Here is a 16,864-nt window from a genome sequence, read left to right as displayed (position 1 = left end):
TCGGTGACGGGTCACGTAGTGTGGGGGACGTGTCAGCCGCCGCTCTTGAACCCGCCCCCGACACCGCCGACGTCCCGGAGTTGGTGGTCGGCTTCGACCTCGACATGACGCTGATCGACTCTCGGCCAGGGATCCAGGCCGTCTGGGACCTGCTGGCCGCGGAGACCGGCGTCGCCATCGACACCGACCTGGTGGTGAGCCGGCTCGGCCCGCCGCTGACCTGGGAGATGGCGAACTGGTTCCCGCCGGAGCAGGTCGACGCGATGGTGTCGCGGTACCGCGAGCACTACCCGTCGCACGCGATCACGGGCAGCCTGCCGCTGCCCGGCGTGGCCGAGTCGCTGGCCGCGATCCGGGCGCTGCGCGGGCGGACGATGGTGGTGTCCGCGAAGTACACGCCGTCGGTCCGGCTGCACCTCGAGCACCTCGGCCTGGACGTCGACGAGCCCGTCGGTGACCTGCACGGAGCCGAGAAGGGTACGGCGCTCCGCGAGCACCGGGCCACGATCTACGTCGGTGATCACACCGCCGACATCGACGGTGCACACGCCGCCGGTGCGGTCGCGGTGTCGGTGGCGACCGGTCCGTTCACGGCCGACGAGCTGCGGGCGTACGGCGCCGACGTCGTACTGAACGATCTGACCGAGTTCCCGGCGTGGCTTGACGCGTATGTGCTCGAGCAGCGGCTGGAAGCGTTGATGCGGCGGCTGTCGACGTACGACAGGATGGTCGTCGCGTTCAGCGGTGGCGCCGACTCGGCGTTCCTGCTGGCGGCCGCGGCGCGGGCGATCGGTGCGGCGAACGTGGTCGCGGCGACGGCTGTTTCGCCGAGTCTGCCGGTGTCCGAGCTCGAGCCCGCGGCACGGTTCGCGGACGGTCTCGGCGTGCGCCATGTCACCCCGCACACACACGAGATGGAACGCGAGGGCTATCAGGCGAACTCGGGGGCCCGCTGCTACTTTTGCAAGGCGGAGCTGATCGAGACGCTGCAACCGATCGCCGATGAGTTCGGTATCACCGCGATCGCGACCGGGACGAACGCCGACGACGCGATCGCCGGTTTCCGGCCCGGCATCCGCGCGGCCCACGAGCGCGGTGCGCTGACCCCGCTGAAGGACGCGCGGCTGACCAAGGCCCAGATCCGGACGGCGTCGCGCAGCTGGGGTCTCGAGACCTCGGACAAGCCGGCTGCCGCCTGCCTGTCCAGCCGGATCGCGTACGGCATCCGGATCACCCCGAACCTGCTCGTCCGCGTCGATCGCGCCGAGCAGGCGGTGCGTGCGCAGCTGACGGCGTACGACGTCCAGAATGTGCGCGTGCGGGACCTGGGGGAGAGCGCGTCGATCGAGATCGACGCCGCGTTGCTCGACCGGATCGACCAGCAGACGTTGGTGGCTGCCGTGGTGGCGGAAGGGTTCGCGGCCGCGCAGGTCGACCCGCGCGGGTTCCGGTCCGGGTCGATGAACGAGCGGCTTTCGGAGCCCGACAAGTACCGGAATTTGTAGGGATGCGGGGAGGCTGCTCGATCAGGTAGTTTCCCGGAGGCGCCGTCGCGCAGGTTCACGTACGCTGGGTTTCCGATCGGACTTCACGGTCCGATGGGCTTCCGAACGATTGACGACTGAAGAGGTTTCCCGTGCCCGTTGGCAAGGTGAAGTGGTATGACTCCGACAAGGGGTTCGGATTCCTCAGCAAGGAGGAGGGCGGGGACGTCTACGTCCGCGCCGAGGCCTTGCCGTCCGGTGTGACCAACCTGAAGCCGGGCCAGAAGGTCGAGTTCGGCGTCGTCGAGGGCCGCAAGGGCGAGCAGGCCCTGCAGGTCCGGCTGATCGACCCGCCGCCGTCGGTGGCGAAGGCGATGCGGCCGAAGCCGGAGGACATGCAGGTCGTCATCGAGGACCTGATCAAGCTCCTCGACCGCCTCGGCGAGGGCTACCGCCGCGGCCGCCAGCCCGACAACAAGTCCGCCCGCCAGGTCGCGACGGTCCTGCGCGGCGTCGCGGACAAACTCGACGTCTGATCAACTGCTGCGGCGGTTGATCAAGGATTCGATGCCGTCGAGCACTGTAGTGAGGCCGAAGTAGAACTCCGACGGGTCGTTGTCGACGTAATCCATCGGCTCGTCGAGCCCGGCCGCGATGGTCGGGAACCGGTCCGGCGTGGCCAGGCCCCGCAGCCGGCGGACGTACCGCTCGCCGGCCGCCGCGGCCTCGTCCGGCGGCATGCTCAGCATGCTCGCGCTCAGTCCGGTGGTGCCGCGGACGTAGATGTTCACCAGCAGCATCGCCGACATCCGGTCACCCGGCGTCAGTGGTGTATTCGCGAACGCGCGCAGGCCCTCCTCCATCCAGACCAGCTGGTTGGGTGACAGCGGCGGCTCGACCACCGGCACCTGCAGGATCCACGGATGCGCCAGCAACGCGGCCTGGAACGCGGTCGCCCAGGCGGTGATGCGGTCCCGCCAGTCTTGCCCGTCGCTCGCCTCGGGTGGCAGTCCGAACGCCTGGTCGAGCATCACGACGTACAGGTCGTCCTTGGCCTCGACGTACCGGTAGAGCGCCATCGTGGTGACGCCGAGCTCGGCGGCGACCTTGCTCATCGACAGCGCGCCCAGCCCGCCCGCGTCCGCGAGCTTGATCGCCGCGCGCCCGATGTCGCTCACCTGGAACGCCGGCTTCGGCCCCGGCCGCGACCGCCCCTCGATCCCCCAGAGCTGCTGAAGCACCCGCGGCAGTTCGCTCTCGTCCATGGTCTCCACCCTTCCCTCCCACCGCCGAGCGGAGCGAGGCCGTCTTTTCTCCCTCCCCACCGCCGAGCGGAGCGAGGCCGTCTTCCCTTGGATCCTATCTGTTTACAACATAGACAGTCATGTCCTATGGTCTGTGTATGGCGCACACAGTGTGCGGCGTAGACAGATAAACCGGAGGGGCATCATGGGGACCACCGAACGGGCGGGCCGCAAGGAATGGATCGCGCTCGGCGTGCTCGCACTGCCGCTGCTGCTGGTCTCGATGGACGTCTCGGTCCTGTACTTCGCGGTTCCGTTCATCAGCGCGGACCTCGGGGTGAACGCGACCGAGCAGCTGTGGATCTTCGACATCTACGGGTTCGTCCTCGCCGGTCTGCTGATCACCATGGGCTCGCTCGGTGACCGGATCGGCCGCCGCCGGCTGCTGATCCTCGGCGCGATCGGGTTCGGCGTCGCCTCGCTCGCCGCGGCGTACGCGCAGAGCCCGGAACAGTTGATCGCGGCTCGAGCGCTGCTCGGGATCGGCGGTGCGACGCTGATGCCCTCGACCTTGGCCCTGATCCGGAACATGTTCCACGACGCCAAGCAGCGGTCGAAGGCGATCGCGTTCTGGAGCGCGGTGATGATGGGCGGGATCACCCTCGGCCCGGTGCTCGGTGGGTTCCTGCTGGAGCACTTCTGGTGGGGTTCGGTGTTCCTGATCAACACCCCGGCGATGGTTCTGCTGCTGATTCTCGCGCCGATTCTGCTGCCCGAGTTCAAGACCGCGGCCCGTGGACGCTTCGATCTGCTGGGTTCGGTGCTGTCGCTGGCCGCCGTGCTTCCGGTCATCTGGGGGATTAAAGAAATCGCTGCGAACGGTGTTTCCACGCTGCCGGTGGTGGCGATCGTGGCCGGGCTGATCTTCGGAGCGCTGTTCGTGCAGCGGCAGCGGACCGCGGCGCACCCGATGGTCGAGCTGGCGATGTTCCGGAACCGGGCGTTCAACGGGTCGCTGGCCGCGAACACTGTCGGCACCCTGGCGCTGGTCGGCAACGCGGTGTTCCTCACCCAGTACCTGCAGCTGGTGCACGGCCTGAGCCCGCTGAAGGCCGCACTGTGGTCGCTGGCGCCGTCGGTGCTGGTCGGTGGCGCGGCGCCGCTGGCCACCGCGCTGGCCAACAAGATGGACCGGGCGTACGTGATCGGCGGTGCCTTCGTCCTCGCGGCTTCGGGGTACGGCGTCCTGACCCAGGTGCACCCCGACTCGTCGCTGGCCGTGCCGCTGACCGGAGCCGGTCTGCTGGCCGCCGGCCTGGTGATGGTGATGACCTTGGTCACCGAGGCCGTCGTCGGTTCGGTCGCTCCGGAGCGGGCCGGGTCCGCGTCCGCGGTGATGGAGACCTGCTCGGAGTTCGGTGGCGCGCTCGGGATCGCGGTCCTCGGCTCGATCGGTACGGCGGCTTACCGCGCCGACCTCCCGTCGAACCTGCCAGCGGGCGTCGCCGCACCGGTTCGCGAGGGCCTGCCGGCCGCGACCGCGGCGGCGTCCCACCTGCCGGCGGAACTGGCCGGCACCGTCCTGACCACCGCGCAGCACGCCTTCACCCACAGCATGAACGTGGTCGCGCTCGTCGGGACCGTGCTCCTGCTGGTCACCGCGGTCACCGCCACCCTCACCCTCCGCGGGACTGCCCCCGCCGAGGAGCCGGCCGCCGAGGAGACTGAACTAGTCAGCGCATCCTGAAACCGATCTGAACCCGAAGCGGCGGCCACCCGGCCGCCGCTTCGTGCTGTCAATTTCGTGCTACCAGCTTCGTGCTGCCAGCTTCGTGGTGTCAGCGGGGTGGGCGACGCGGGTCGTGGCCGCCGCGGCGTTTGAACAGGCCGCCCTTGTTGCGTTCGACCGTTGGTTCCTCGGCCCACGGGGCCTGGTTCTGCGTGGTGTCCTCGTCCTCGTCGGGCTGACCGCTCCACCAACGGCCGGCGGACTGCTGCTCCGGACCCGAACCCGACGGCCGTTCCTGACGACGCTGGTCCTCACGGGGATGGTCGTGTTGGGGCGGGCTGGGCGGCTGCTGGCCGGATGATTGCCGGCCGGGGGCCCGCCACTCGATCGTCGGCTCGTCGTGGGAGCTCGAGCGTTGGGCGCGGTTGGCGCGCTGCTCGGCGACGCTCGTGGTCAGGATCGTCCGCGTGGTGCTGTCCGCGTGCTCGCCTGCGTGTTCATCCGCGTGCTCGTCCGCGTGCTCGTCCGCGTGCTCGTCCGCGTGGTCGTCCGTGTGATCGTGCTGCGGGTGGGCGTCGGTGCGAGGACCGCCGAGACCGCCCGGGCGCAGCGGCCCTTCGGTGGGGCGGGTTGTCGGGCGCATCCGCAGTACCAGGAAGACCACGATCAGCAGTACGGCGGCCAGGAAGCCGAACCCGAGCCGCGGGATCAGCGGCATCAGGATCCCGCAACCGCCGCCGATCACCCAGGCGAGCTGCAGCACGGTCTCGGAGCGCGCGAACACCGACGTCCGCACGGTTTCGGGCACGTCGCGCTGGATCATCGCGTCCAGCGACAGCTTCCCGAGCGAGCTGCACAAACCGGCGACCAGGCCGAGCGCGATGAGGATCGGCAACCCGTAGAGCACCGCGACCGCGATCGCCACGACCGCGTCTGCCAGCAGTACGACGAGCACCATCGCTTCCGGTTTACGGGCCTTGAGCAACGATCCGAGGATGGTGCCGAGGCTGTTCCCGATCCCGGCCGCGGCGATCACCGCGCCGGCCGCGACGGCACCCTTTACGCCGCTGATCGGCTGGTCCCGCAGCAGGAACGCGAGGTACATCGTGAGGAACCCGGACACGAACCGGAGCCCGAGGTTGCACCGGATCCCGCGCGACACCGCGGCGGTGATCGCGCGCCGACGGGCTTCGCGGCCCGCCGTACCGGTGACTTCCTCGTCGGCCGGGGAGTCGACCGCACTCGGCAGCCGGATCGCGAGGACGAGGCCGACGATGTAGACCAGCGCCGCCCAGCGCAGCGACCACTGCGGACCGATCGCGGCGAAGGCGGCGGCAATCCCGGCGCCGATGGTCGCGCCGGCGACACCGGCGAGTGAGATGCGCGAGTTCGCCGTGACGAGCGTGATCTGCTTGGGCAGCAGCCGCGGTACGGCGGTGGCGCGCGTGACGCCGTACGCCTTGGACGCGACCAGGCAGCCGAGGGCGGCCGGATACAGCCAGGCGGAGCCTTGGCCGGCGATCGAGGACGCGAGGCTCCAGACCAGGAACGCGCGGACGCCGAGCGTCGCGCCGATCGCCCAACGGCGGCCGTGGCGGAACCGATCCAGGATCGGGCCGACCAGCGGCGCCATCAACGCGAACGGCGCCATCGTCAGCACCAGGAAGAGCGCGACGCGGTCGCGGGCCTGGTCGCTCGGCACGGTGAAGAACACCGTCCCGGCGAGTGACACCGCGAACGCCGTGTCACCGGCCGCGTTCACGGCGCCGAGCTCGATCATCCGGGACAGCCCGGACTCACCGGCCCCTTGCGCACCGGTCAGTCCGCGGATCCGCCGTCCGGTGGCACGGCCGACCTTGCCACTGACTTCGGCCGCCTTCTTGGACGCCGACGCGACGCCCTCGGCCCCGACCTTCGACGCGTGCCCGACCTTCTTACCGGCGCTCCCGACCTTTTTACCGGCGCCGCCGACCCGCCCGCGCGCGTCCCCGAACCGCTCACCGGCCGACTTCCCAGCAGACGTCCCAGCCGACTGTCCAGACGTCCCAGCCGACTGCCCAGACTTCCCGGCTGACGGCTCGGCGCCTCCCGCCCCGGCCCGCCCCGTCGTACCTGCGCCACCTGCGTCACCTGCTCCGGCGGCTCGGCCGGTGTCGCTCCGCGCCGGGCCGTCGGCGGGCTTGCCGCCGGGAGTGGCCTTCGGGTCGCCAGGGTCGGGGGAGTGCATGCAACCATCCTGCCTCCTGCCGGGGACAGCGCGCAGGCACCGCGCGTGCGTCCGGTAGTTGGCGGTTCCGCGACGGCGGTTCGGCGTCGCTGGAACGGCGTGCGAGAATGGGCGATTGTGACTCCCGTCAGAATCCCGGACCAGGTACGTGCGAAGCCTGACGCCGTCTGCGTCGCGGCGGTCGAACCGGCTCGCGAGGCCGCGATCGCCGAGGCCGGCGCCGCGCAGGTCGGGGAGCACCTCGGTCAGTCGGTCGAGGGCGAGCGCCTCGTCACCCACTATTTCGCCTCGACGCACCCCGGGTATCTCGGGTGGCGTTGGGCGGTCACGCTGTCCCGCGCGTCCCGCGCCAAGACCGTCACGGTCAACGAGGTCGTGATGCTGCCCGGCGAGGACGCGATCGTCGCGCCGGTGTGGGTCCCGTGGTCGGAGCGCGTCCAGCCCGGCGACCTGCGCCCCGGCGACCTGTTCCCGACGCACGCCGACGACCCGCGCCTCGAGCCGGGGTTCACCGACACCGCGGACGCTCCCGAAGAGGTCCTGACGGTGGTCGAGGAGCTCGGTCTCGGTCGCGAGCGGGTGCTCTCGCCGGTCGGGCGGGAGGACGCCGCCGAGCGTTGGTACGCCGGGGAGTTCGGGCCGTCGTCCGCGATCGCGCAGGCCGTCCCGTACAAGTGCTTCTCCTGCGGCTACTGGATCCGCCTCGCCGACAGCCTCGGTCAGGCGTTCGGGGTCTGCGCCAACGAGATGGCCCCGGGGGAGGCTCGCGTCGTCGCCTACGACTACGGCTGCGGTGCCCACTCCGACGCCACCATCGAGATCGCCGAGCAGCCGACCCCCGAGCACGCCTTCGACACCACCGGCTACGACAACCTCGAGCTGGCCCAGCCCGAGGACTGACTACTCGGCCAACCGCAGGTCGGGGATCGTCGTCAGGTCGATCCCGTAGCGGGCGTACACCTTGGTGGTGTTCTCCCCGGTGAGCTCGGTCTCGGCGACGCCCAGCAGGTTCGCGACCTCGACGACGTGCGCGCGGGATCGCCCTTCGATCTCCAGGTACGGCGGGATGCGCGGCCAGCGGTCGATCTCGAGCGCAGCGCCGCGCAGTGCGAAGCTGGTACGGCGGTTCTCCTGGTACGACTTCGGTGTGTAGCCGATCAGGCGGAGCAGTTCGTTCGTGGTGGCGAAATCGCTGACGGTCACCTCGGTTTCCGTCGTACCGTCGATGCCGTCGTGGGCGATCTGCTTGACCGTGAGGGTGACCTCGGAGCCGGTGTCGCGCAGGCGGATCCAGCGGGAGTCGTCGCCGGCGGTGATGTCGTAGACGTAGCGCCGCAGCAAGCGGTCGGCGATCTGGCGGCCGCCCAGTGCCAGGATCGTTGCGGCGACAGCATCCGGATCGATGTCCAGGACCTTCGCCTCGTACTCGATCATCGAGCCGGGGGAGTGCGGGATCAGTCCTCGGTCTCCGGGCGGTGGCCGGCCTGGATCGCGGCCCAGCGGCGCTTGCAGTACCAGAGGCCGATCAGGCCGAGGCCGAAGCCGGCGACGGGAACCCAGAGCCACCAGTCGAGGCCGTCGGCCTTGAGCTCGTCGCGGAAGATCAGCAGGACGACGAAAGCGACCACCCAGAGCGCGATACCGGTGATCACGCTGGGGATGCCGGACAGGTCCAGCGGCTTGACCTCGGCGTGCACCAGCTCGCCACGGGCCAGCTGGCTGGTCGGGTCCGTGCGCTTCTTGGATGCCCCCTGATCCTCCGTCACGTGCCTACCTTAGCTTCCGCCGCGCAACGGTTTGCGGTAAGTGCTCGCAACTGCCCTGGCCGACCTGGCACGATGCGCTTATGAGTTCGCCCCAGGCCGCGACGGCCCGCTCCGGTTCCGGTCCTCTGGACTCCTTCTTCAAGATCAGTGAACGCGGATCGACGCTCGGCCGGGAGGTCCGTGGCGGGCTGGTGACGTTCTTCACGATGGCCTACATCGTCGTGCTGAACCCGCTGATCATCGGCACCGTCAAGGACGGCACCGGTCAGTTCGTCGGCGGCGGCACCGACCCGGCGGCGGCGATCGCGAAGATCGCGGTCGCGACCGCGCTGGTCGCGGGCGTGGTGACGATCCTGATGGGCGTGGTCGCGAACTTCCCGCTCGCCCTGGCCACCGGGCTCGGCCTGAACGCGTTCATCGCGTTCACGGTCGCCACCAAGATGACCTGGGCGGACGCGATGGGCCTGGTGGTGCTGGAGGGCCTGATCATCCTGATCCTGGTGCTCACCGGCTTCCGCAAGGCGGTCTTCGAGGCGGTTCCGCTGCAGCTGAAGGTGGCGATCAGCGTCGGTATCGGCCTGTTCATCACGTTCATCGGCGTCATCGACTCCGGCTTCGTACGGCGTCCCGCGGCGCCGACCGGTCCGCCGGTCGAACTGGGGGTCGGCGGCAACCTGCGCGGCTGGCCGGTGCTGGTGTTCGTGTTCGGCCTGCTGTTGATCGTCACGCTGTACGCCCGGAAGGTGAAGGGCGCGATCCTGATCGGCATCCTGGCCTCGACGGTGCTGGCGATCGTGCTCGAGTCGGTCGCGAAGATCGGCGCCCGGACGCAGGACAACCCGGGCGGCTGGGGCCTGAGTGTGCCGAAGCTGCCGGACTCCTGGTTCACGAAACCGAACCTGGACACGATCGGCGAGTTCAACCTGTTCGGCTCGTTCGACAAGATCGGCATGGTCTCGGCGCTGCTGCTGATCTTCTCGCTGATGCTCGCCGACTTCTTCGACACGATGGGCACGATGACCGCGATCGGCGCCGAGGCGGGGCTGAACGACAAGGACGGCATCCCGCCGAACTCGCAGCGCATCCTGATCGTGGACAGCGTCGCGGCGGCCGCCGGTGGCGCCGCGTCGGTGTCGAGCAACACGTCGTACATCGAATCGGCCTCCGGGGTCGGTGAAGGGGCCCGGACCGGTCTGGCGAGTGTGGTGACCGGGATCTGCTTCCTGATCTCGATGGTGGTCGCGCCGCTGGTCACGCTGGTCCCGTACGAGGCGGCGACGCCGGCGCTGATCCTGGTCGGGTTCCTGATGATGACGCAGGTGAAGGGGATCGACTTCGACGACCTCGAGGTCGCGTTCCCGGCGTTCCTGACGATCGTGCTGATGCCGTTCACGTACTCGATCTCGGCGGGGATCGGTGCCGGGTTCGTCGCGTACGTGATCCTCAAGGTGGTCCGCGGCAAGGCCCGCCAGGTGCACCCGCTGATGTGGGTGGTGGCCGGCCTGTTCGTGATCTACTTTGCGATCGGCCCGCTGACCGACTGGCTGACCTGACCACGGTGAATCCGATCGAAGACTTCCCCGGCCAATCCGCACGCACCGGGCTTTTCACGTACGGCCTGCCGAAGGCCTTCACCCTGGGCCGCGAGCACGTGTTGTTCCTCCGGACCACCGGCCCGGAGGACCGCACCAGTTGCTTGTGGCAACTGACCGCCGACGGCACGGAACAGCTCGTCGTCGCCCCCGAGGACCTGGACTCGAACGGGTCGCTCCCGGAAGCCGAGCGGGTACGGCGGGAACGCAGCCGCGAACGTGGCTCGGGCATCGTCGCCTACTCGACCGATCGCTCCGCCCGGCAGATCGTCTTCGCGCTCCAGGGCGTGCTGTATCACCTGGACGGGCCCGACGCACTGCCGCGCGAGATCTGGACGGCCGGCCTGGTCGTCGATCCGCGGATCGATCCGACCGGACGCCGGGTCGCGTACGTGACCGGTCGCGAGCTGCATGTGGTGGACCTTGCCGACGGCAAGGACCTGACTGTGGCGGCGGACCCCGACCCGGAGGTCAGCTGGGGCCTGGCGGAGCATGAGGCGTCCGAGTCGATGGGCCGCACCCGCGGGTACTGGTGGTCGCCCGACGGCACCCGGCTGCTCGCAGCGCGGGTCGACCAGACCCCGGTGCAGCGCTGGTGGATCGCGGACCCGGCGAACCCCGACCGCCTTCCACGCGAGGTCGCATACCCGGTCGCCGGTACGGCGAACGCGATCGTCACCCTGCACGCTCTCGACCTCGACGGCGGCTCGGTCGAGCTGCGCTGGGACCGGAGGGCGTACGAGTACCTGACCGCGGCCGACTGGGACGCGCACGGCCCGCTGTTCGCCGTACAGTCGCGCGACCAGCGTACGCTCTTGGTGCTGGCGGGTGATCCCGAGACCGGCGAGACGCGGATCCTGCACGAGCAGCAGGACAAGGCCTGGGTCGAGCTGATCGACGGCACCCCGGCGCGGACGGCGTCGGGCAAGCTCGTCCACACCGAGGACGTCGGCGAGACCAGGCGGCTGGTGATCGACGGCGTACCGGTGACTCCGGACGGACTCCAGGTTCGCAGTGTTCTCGAGGTCTCCGGAGAGTCCGTCCTGCTGCAGGCGAACGACGAGCCGACCGAGCGCCACCTGTGGCTGTACGACGGGCACGGGCTCCGGCGACTGAGAGACGGCCAGGGCGTGCACAGCGGGAGCCTCGTCGACGACACGTTGCTCCTCACGTCCCACACCGAGTCCGGCCGTTCGTTCGTCGTACGTCGGGCAGGTCGGCCGGATCGGTCCATCGAGGCCCGTAATGCCACGCCGGTCGTCACACCGCGGATCACCCGGCTGCGCGCCGGCGAGCTCGAACTGCGCACCGCCGTACTGCTCCCGTCGTGGTACCGGTCTGGCGACAAGCCGCTGCCGGTCCTGATGGCGCCGTACGGCGGTCCTGCGGCGCAGCTCGTGATGCGGACGAGCGGAGGTGCGTACGCGACCGCGCAGTGGTTCGCCGAAGCCGGGTTCGCGGTCGTCATCGCGGACGGTCGCGGTACGCCGGGCCGAGGGCCGGTGTGGGAGAAGACCGTCCACCTCGACAACCTGACTGCGCCGCTGGAGGACCAGGTCACCGCATTGCACGCGGCCGCGGAGCAGACCGGTGCGCTGGATCTGAGCCGGGTGGGGATTCGGGGCTGGAGCTACGGCGGGCTGCTCGCGGCTGCCGCCGTACTGTGGCGTCCGGATGTCTTCCATGCCGCCGTCGCCGGTGCCGCTCCGGCGGATCAGCGGCTGTACGACACGCATTGGCGGGAGCGGTTCCTCGGTCATCCGGACGAGAACCCGGAGGTCTACGACCGCCTGTCACTGATGACGTACGCCGCCGACCTGCGCCGCCCGTTGCTCCTCGTCCACGGGCTCGCCGACGACAACGTGTTCGCGGCGCACACGCTCCGGATGTCGGCCGCACTCACAGCGGCAGGCCGTCCTCATCAAGTGCTTCCGCTGTCGAACGTCACCCACATGGCGACCAGCGAGGCAGCCTCGGTCGGCCTGCTCCGCTCCCAACTCGCCTTCCTCTCGAGCCACCTACTCTGACCCGAACGAGCCACCTACTCTGATCCGAAGGCACGCAGGAACGTCTGTACGGCGTTCTGCGTGACCTCGGCCAGTTCTCGGGCCGGGATCTTCCGCGTGCCGAGGCGGGAGCGGGTCTCCAGGGGAGCGGTCAGCAACGCGCCGAACTGCTCGGCCGCGACCGCCGGGTCGGTGATCCGGAGCTTTCCGGCGAGGGCCAGGCGGGCCAGGCGGTCGGCCAGGGCGTCGTTCACCCGGTCTGTCGCGCGGTCGCGGATGACGTCCTGGAGCTCGGGCATGCTCGCGAGCTCGGCGTACAGGAGCCGGCGGAGCGCCCACGATTTCTCGTCGCAGTAGCAGTCGGCGAGCTTCAGGCCGACCTCGGTGAGCGCCTCTGCCGGGTCCCGGTCGGCGCGCAGCACCTCCAGCGCGGTCAGGTTGCGGGCGAGCGAGTCGTCCGCGAGCGCGGCGACCGCGGCCCGGAACAGCGACTGCTTGTCGCCGAAGTGGTTGTAGATCGTGTGTTTCGCGACGCCGGCGGTGGCCGCGACGGTGTCGACGCTCGCCGGTCGGTAGCCGTCCCGGGCGAAGACCGTGAACGCCGCGTCCAGGATCGCCTGGCGCTTGTCGATTCTCCCGCGAGTGGCTGGCACCTGGTCAGGGTAGCTTGCTGAACTATGACGTACAGTAGATTGCACTGGCCAGTGCAAAAAAGGAGAACTGATGATTGTCAACGTGTTGCGGTTCCGGTTCAAGGCCGGCGTCAGCGCCGTGGAGCAGGAGGAGGTACTGACGGTGATGCGCCGGACCGCCGGGGTGGACTCGGTCACGTTCGGTGCCGTCGGCAAGGACTTCGGCAACCCGGAGGACGGCTTCACACATGCGTACCTGTCCGCGGTGCCGGACCTCGACGCGCTCGAGCGCTACATGCACGACCCGGTGCACCTCACCGGCGACGACCAGATCCTCGGCAAGATCGAGAAGATGAGCGCCGTCCGCTTCAGCGACGACGCGGACCCGGAGATCGGCAAGGCCGTGTACGGCGTCGCCTCCCGGAAGATGGAGATGTACCCCGAATGGGCCCGCCGGGTCGACGAGCTGTTCGGCGCGAACGTCTAACGGACCGCGTCGGGCTGTAAGGACGTCTTGCGGAGCTCCAGGTACTCCGTCCGCGCGGTGAACAGGTCGCGGAGCTCCGCACTGACGTTGTCGAGGAACTCGGTGCGGTACGTCGAGTCGGTGAGCAGCGCGATCGAGTAGTAGAGACCGGTGAAGTTCGCGATGCCGACCGAGACCTTGATCAGCGACGCGCTCAGGACGAGCGGGTGGTTCATCAGCGTCAGGTTGTACGACCAGCTGCCCTGCGTGATGCCCCATTGGTCGTAGATGTGCTCGCTGATCGCGAGCAGGCCGAAGGCGACGAAGAACAGGCCGACGCCGGCGCTGACCACGAGCACCTGCATCCACTGCCGGATCATCAGGTTGACGCTGAGGTTCACCCGCTGGATCGGCTGCAGCGCCGGACCGGAACCGGCGTCGCGCTCGATCGCGTCGACCTCTTTGGGTAGGCGGATCAGCAGGAACACCGTGCTCAGCAGGGTGAACGCGACCACGGAGAAGACGATGAAGGCGGTCGGCATCCCGGCGAACACCTGCCACATGTCCGCGGTGATGAACAGCACCAGGGAGAAGACCAGCAGCAACGGCAACGCCCGGATGAAGCTGGCCACGGAGTTGGCCAGCTCGCCGGCCAGTCGGCGCACACCCCAGACGATGGTCGCGATGAATCCGTAGGCGACGACGACGTACACGACGCCGACCAGCAGCAGGTTGCCGAAGGCGACGCCGAAGAACTGCTTGAGCTGACCCTGGGTGACCACCGGCAGCAGGGCGGGAAGCAGCACGAACACCGCGAGCTCCGGGATCCCGAAGCGGGTCGGCAGCGACCAGAACGGCCGGCCCCGGAACCCGTTCAGCAGCCCGAACCCGGCAACCAGTGCGACCAGGCCGCCGACCGCGGCCAGCAGGTTCTGCCACCAGTCCCAGTCCAGGGAGGTGGCGCCGATCATCTCGGCCAGGAACACCAGCACCAGCAGTGGCGCCGCCCGCGTGAAGATGTCGTGCGTCGGCGAGAAGTCCTCGATGAACAGCGGCAGCCCCGCCCGCCGGAACCGCTGCTCGTACCGCTCCAGCTCGCCGCTCGTGCTCATGACCGCGCACTCTATCGGTCCGGGAATACCACAGAGTGATCGTGGGTTTTTAGTTAGCAAAGGTAATGAGTTAAGGTAAAGACATGCCCGAGGTCGTAGCGCAGCAGGTGAAGAGTGATGTCGGGCTGGCGAGTGCCCTGCGGTCGTCGACGCTGCGCCTGTCCCGGCAGATCCGCCGACAGCGTGAGCCCGGTCACGACCTCACCGCCAACCAGCTCAGCGTGCTCGGCGCGCTGTCGAAGCACGACGCGATGACGATCGGCGAGCTCGCCGCCCACGAGCAGGTGAAGCCGCCGTCGATGACGCGGATCGTGACGAACATGGAGGAGGCGGGCCTGGTCGCCCGCCGGCCGCATCCGACCGACAAGCGGCAGGTCGTCGTCGAGCTGACCGACCGCGCCGACGAGCTGATCCTGGCCAACCGGCGGCGCCGCGACGAGTGGCTGCAGACCAAACTGAAGCAATTGACCCCCGAGGAGCGCGACATCCTGCGCAAGGCAGCACCTGTTCTCGAACGACTGGCGGCTCGATGAGCCCCACCTTCCGTGCTTTCAAAGTCCGTAACTTCCGTCTCTACGCCTCCGGCGCGATCGTCTCGAACGTCGGCACCTGGATGCAGCGTGTCGCCCAGGACTGGCTGGTCCTGGAGCTGACCCACTCCGGCACCGCGCTCGGGATCGTCACCGGTCTCCAGTTCCTCCCGGCCCTCCTGCTCGGCCCGTACGCCGGTCTGGTCGCCGACCGGTTCCCGAAGCGGCAGGTGCTGACCTGCACCCAGATCGCGATGGCCTCCGTCGCGCTGGTCCTTGGTGGCCTCACGATCGCCGGTGTGGTCCAGCCCTGGCACGTGTACCTGCTGGCCCTGCTCTTCGGTGTGGGCACGGCCTTCGACGCCCCGACCCGGCAGGCGTTCGTGGTCGAGATGGTCGGCCGCGACGAGCTGTCGAACGCGGTCGGCCTCAACTCCGCCTCGTTCAACGCCGCACGGCTGCTCGGCCCGGCCCTGGCCGGTCTGCTGATCAACTGGATCGGCACCGGTCCGGTGATCCTGATCAACGCGTTCACCTACTCGGCCGTCATCCTGTCGCTGCGGATGATGCGGGTCGGCGAGCTGCACACGCCGAAACCCGCGGCCCGCGACAAGGGCATGATCCGCGACGGCATGCGCTACCTGTGGCGCCGGCCGGACCTGATGATGGTGCTGGTCGCGGTGTTCTTCGCGGGCACCTTCGGGCTGAACTTCCAGCTGACGTCGGCGCTGATGGCGACCCAGGTCTTCCACAAGGGCGCGGGGGAGTACGGCATCCTCGGCTCGGTGCTCGCGATCGGCTCACTGGCCGGCGCGCTGCTGGCGGCCCGGCGAGTCCGGATCCGCGCGCGGCTGGTGATCGGCGCGGCGCTGGCCTTCGGTGTCTTCGAAGTCGTCAGCGCACTGATGCCGACGTACGTCGGGTTCGCGCTGGTGCTGCCGCTGGTCGGGCTGGCCTCGCTGACGATGCTGACGTCCGCGAACGCGACGATGCAGCTGAGTATCGAGCCGACCATGCGTGGCCGGGTGATGGCGCTCTACATGACGGTCCTGATGGGTGGTACGCCGATCGGGTCGCCGTTCATCGGCTGGGTCGGTCAGGAGTTCGGTGCGCGCTACTCGCTGATCGTCGGCGGTGGGCTGACCGTCCTCGGGACGATCGGATCGGTGCTGTACTTCTCCCGCCGGCGGGGTCTCGCGATCCGGCCGCGGTTGCTGCCGCGCCCGCGCCTCGAAGTACTGCCGCAGACCGAGCTGCTCGGCGAGAAGGCCGTCGTCGAGGGCGCACCTCTTCCGGAACCTGCTTCTGCCTCGAAGGAGAAGCAGGACGCCGGACCTCAGGTTGCTTAAGGCCTGATCCGGGTCAGCAGGCGGGCGGCGAAGAACAGGGCGTCGACGTCGGCGCCGCGGCGGGTGACCATCGCGGCCGGGTCGTGCTTCGGCTTCGGGCGGTCGTACGGCGTGCTCGCCGTACTGATCCGGAGGAAGCCGCGGCCGCGGATCCGGCCCTGCTGCGGGGACCACTCCACGTCGAGGATGTCACCGAGCGGGACCGCCCGCGGGGCGCCGAGGGACTTCTTCTTCCGGCTCGCGGACCGCGCGTAGGAGAACGTGAGATGTCCGCTCGCCACCGCCAGTGACACGTCCCGGCCCGCGATCCGGTCCGGCGCGACCGGCGGCGCGAGCAGCCAGGCATTGGCCCGGGTCGCCGGTACGTCGCGCCGCGTGAGGGTCCGCCGGATATCGCCGGCGATCGCGCCCGCGACCTCGGGATCGACCCCCGGGAAGTCGTAGAGGTCGACAGCCGGCTGGGTCACCGACTGCAGCGGGTCGGCCCCCTCGCGCAGCACGAACCGGATCCCGGTACCGCTCATCTCGACCGCCTGCAGTGCCTCGACCGGCAGGGTCCGCTCGCCCAGGCGGGGGCGCACCGGGTCGGGCGCCGCCGCGTCGTACCGGAGCCGGAGCGTCCCGACGCCGTCCCAGACGACTGTCCCGTTCGCGCTTCTCAGCTCACCACTTGCCACCCTGCTCATCTTCCCTGGTCCGTGGGTTCACCGCAGATTTTGGCCCGTCA

General features: G+C 69.4%; 16 protein-coding genes. 9 read left to right on the top strand and 7 right to left on the bottom strand.

Features of this window, described 5'->3' with window-relative positions:
* The first annotated feature begins 29 nt into the window (after positions 1 to 29).
* Positions 30 to 1,505, top strand: coding sequence for an ATP-dependent sacrificial sulfur transferase LarE (gene larE, locus AC0662_RS29975; protein ID WP_478304809.1), 1,476 nt, complete (start codon positions 30 to 32; stop codon positions 1,503 to 1,505).
* Between the two features lie 131 nt (positions 1,506 to 1,636).
* Positions 1,637 to 2,020: a cold-shock protein gene (locus AC0662_RS29970; RefSeq protein ID WP_452196850.1), complete on the top strand. Its 384-nt coding sequence runs from the start codon at positions 1,637 to 1,639 to the stop codon at positions 2,018 to 2,020.
* Here the strand turns inward: AC0662_RS29970 and AC0662_RS29965 are convergent, their stop codons facing one another.
* On the bottom strand, positions 2,021 to 2,749 hold the full coding sequence (locus AC0662_RS29965; RefSeq protein ID WP_452196851.1) for a TetR/AcrR family transcriptional regulator: 729 nt from the start codon (positions 2,747 to 2,749) through the stop codon (positions 2,021 to 2,023).
* 184 nt (positions 2,750 to 2,933) lie between these two features.
* Here AC0662_RS29965 and AC0662_RS29960 point away from each other — a divergent pair, with 184 nt between their 5' ends.
* On the top strand, positions 2,934 to 4,475 hold the full coding sequence (locus tag AC0662_RS29960; RefSeq protein ID WP_478304806.1) for an MFS transporter: 1,542 nt from the start codon (positions 2,934 to 2,936) through the stop codon (positions 4,473 to 4,475).
* A gap of 91 nt (positions 4,476 to 4,566) precedes the next feature.
* Here AC0662_RS29960 and AC0662_RS29955 read toward each other — a convergent pair whose 3' ends face one another.
* On the bottom strand, positions 4,567 to 6,237 hold the full coding sequence (locus tag AC0662_RS29955) for an MFS transporter (RefSeq protein ID WP_478304804.1): 1,671 nt from the start codon (positions 6,235 to 6,237) through the stop codon (positions 4,567 to 4,569).
* A gap of 564 nt (positions 6,238 to 6,801) precedes the next feature.
* On the opposite strand from AC0662_RS29955, the gene AC0662_RS29950 reads away from it, so the two are divergent.
* Complete coding sequence (locus AC0662_RS29950) at positions 6,802 to 7,584, top strand: DUF3027 domain-containing protein (protein WP_452196854.1); 783 nt, start codon at positions 6,802 to 6,804, stop codon at positions 7,582 to 7,584.
* Here the strand turns inward: AC0662_RS29950 and AC0662_RS29945 are convergent, their stop codons facing one another.
* Positions 7,585 to 8,118, bottom strand: coding sequence for a class IV adenylate cyclase (locus tag AC0662_RS29945; protein WP_478304802.1), 534 nt, complete (start codon positions 8,116 to 8,118; stop codon positions 7,585 to 7,587). It abuts the gene before it with no gap.
* A 20-nt stretch (positions 8,119 to 8,138) separates the two neighbouring features.
* Positions 8,139 to 8,450: a DUF2530 domain-containing protein gene (locus AC0662_RS29940; protein ID WP_452196856.1), complete on the bottom strand. Its 312-nt coding sequence runs from the start codon at positions 8,448 to 8,450 to the stop codon at positions 8,139 to 8,141.
* Between the two features lie 80 nt (positions 8,451 to 8,530).
* Here AC0662_RS29940 and AC0662_RS29935 point away from each other — a divergent pair, with 80 nt between their 5' ends.
* The gene (locus AC0662_RS29935) at positions 8,531 to 10,003 is read left to right on the top strand and encodes an NCS2 family permease (protein ID WP_478304799.1); all 1,473 of its coding nucleotides are present in this window, start codon (positions 8,531 to 8,533) and stop codon (positions 10,001 to 10,003) included.
* Between the two features lie 5 nt (positions 10,004 to 10,008).
* A complete protein-coding gene (locus tag AC0662_RS29930; protein ID WP_478304797.1) occupies positions 10,009 to 12,069 on the top strand; it encodes a prolyl oligopeptidase family serine peptidase in 2,061 nt (686 codons plus the stop codon).
* 14 nt (positions 12,070 to 12,083) lie between these two features.
* Here the strand turns inward: AC0662_RS29930 and AC0662_RS29925 are convergent, their stop codons facing one another.
* Positions 12,084 to 12,701, bottom strand: coding sequence for a TetR/AcrR family transcriptional regulator C-terminal domain-containing protein (locus AC0662_RS29925; RefSeq protein ID WP_452196859.1), 618 nt, complete (start codon positions 12,699 to 12,701; stop codon positions 12,084 to 12,086).
* A gap of 70 nt (positions 12,702 to 12,771) precedes the next feature.
* On the opposite strand from AC0662_RS29925, the gene AC0662_RS29920 reads away from it, so the two are divergent.
* On the top strand, positions 12,772 to 13,167 hold the full coding sequence (locus AC0662_RS29920) for a Dabb family protein (protein ID WP_452196860.1): 396 nt from the start codon (positions 12,772 to 12,774) through the stop codon (positions 13,165 to 13,167).
* Here the strand turns inward: AC0662_RS29920 and AC0662_RS29915 are convergent.
* Positions 13,164 to 14,258, bottom strand: a complete 1,095-nt coding sequence (locus AC0662_RS29915; RefSeq protein WP_478304795.1) for a hypothetical protein — start codon at positions 14,256 to 14,258, stop codon at positions 13,164 to 13,166. The genes AC0662_RS29920 and AC0662_RS29915 overlap by 4 nt on opposite strands.
* 83 nt (positions 14,259 to 14,341) lie before the next feature.
* On the opposite strand from AC0662_RS29915, the gene AC0662_RS29910 reads away from it, so the two are divergent.
* Positions 14,342 to 14,791 carry a MarR family winged helix-turn-helix transcriptional regulator gene (locus AC0662_RS29910; RefSeq protein ID WP_452196862.1) on the top strand — a complete coding sequence of 150 codons (450 nt, stop codon included), beginning with the start codon at positions 14,342 to 14,344 and terminating at the stop codon, positions 14,789 to 14,791.
* Positions 14,788 to 16,137, top strand: a complete 1,350-nt coding sequence (locus tag AC0662_RS29905) for an MFS transporter (protein WP_478304792.1) — start codon at positions 14,788 to 14,790, stop codon at positions 16,135 to 16,137. Before AC0662_RS29910 ends, AC0662_RS29905 begins: the two co-directional genes overlap by 4 nt.
* Here the strand turns inward: AC0662_RS29905 and AC0662_RS29900 are convergent.
* On the bottom strand, positions 16,134 to 16,823 hold the full coding sequence (locus AC0662_RS29900; RefSeq protein WP_478304790.1) for a DUF4429 domain-containing protein: 690 nt from the start codon (positions 16,821 to 16,823) through the stop codon (positions 16,134 to 16,136). The two genes, AC0662_RS29905 and AC0662_RS29900, sit on opposite strands and share 4 nt — an antisense overlap.
* Positions 16,824 to 16,864: the final 41 nt, after the last annotated feature.

Source organism: Kribbella sp. NPDC043289 (assembly GCF_056436705.1).
The sequence above is the reverse complement of the archived record's forward strand: the minus strand, read 5'-3'. Positions and strand labels throughout refer to the sequence as shown.

Bases quoted from the DNA above. Each gene is read 5' to 3' on its own strand.
- AC0662_RS29935 (WP_478304799.1), top strand. From the start codon at position 8,531: ATGAGTTCGCCCCAGGCCGCGACGGCCCGCTCCGGTTCCGGTCCTCTG.
- AC0662_RS29965 (WP_452196851.1), bottom strand. From the start codon at position 2,749: ATGGACGAGAGCGAACTGCCGCGGGTGCTTCAGCAGCTCTGGGGGATC.
- AC0662_RS29905 (WP_478304792.1), top strand. From the start codon at position 14,788: ATGAGCCCCACCTTCCGTGCTTTCAAAGTCCGTAACTTCCGTCTCTAC.
- AC0662_RS29920 (WP_452196860.1), top strand. From the start codon at position 12,772: ATGATTGTCAACGTGTTGCGGTTCCGGTTCAAGGCCGGCGTCAGCGCC.
- AC0662_RS29945 (WP_478304802.1), bottom strand. From the start codon at position 8,118: ATGATCGAGTACGAGGCGAAGGTCCTGGACATCGATCCGGATGCTGTC.
- AC0662_RS29900 (WP_478304790.1), bottom strand. From the start codon at position 16,823: ATGAGCAGGGTGGCAAGTGGTGAGCTGAGAAGCGCGAACGGGACAGTC.
- AC0662_RS29955 (WP_478304804.1), bottom strand. From the start codon at position 6,237: ATGATCGAGCTCGGCGCCGTGAACGCGGCCGGTGACACGGCGTTCGCG.
- AC0662_RS29910 (WP_452196862.1), top strand. From the start codon at position 14,342: ATGCCCGAGGTCGTAGCGCAGCAGGTGAAGAGTGATGTCGGGCTGGCG.
- AC0662_RS29960 (WP_478304806.1), top strand. From the start codon at position 2,934: ATGGGGACCACCGAACGGGCGGGCCGCAAGGAATGGATCGCGCTCGGC.
- AC0662_RS29915 (WP_478304795.1), bottom strand. From the start codon at position 14,258: ATGAGCACGAGCGGCGAGCTGGAGCGGTACGAGCAGCGGTTCCGGCGG.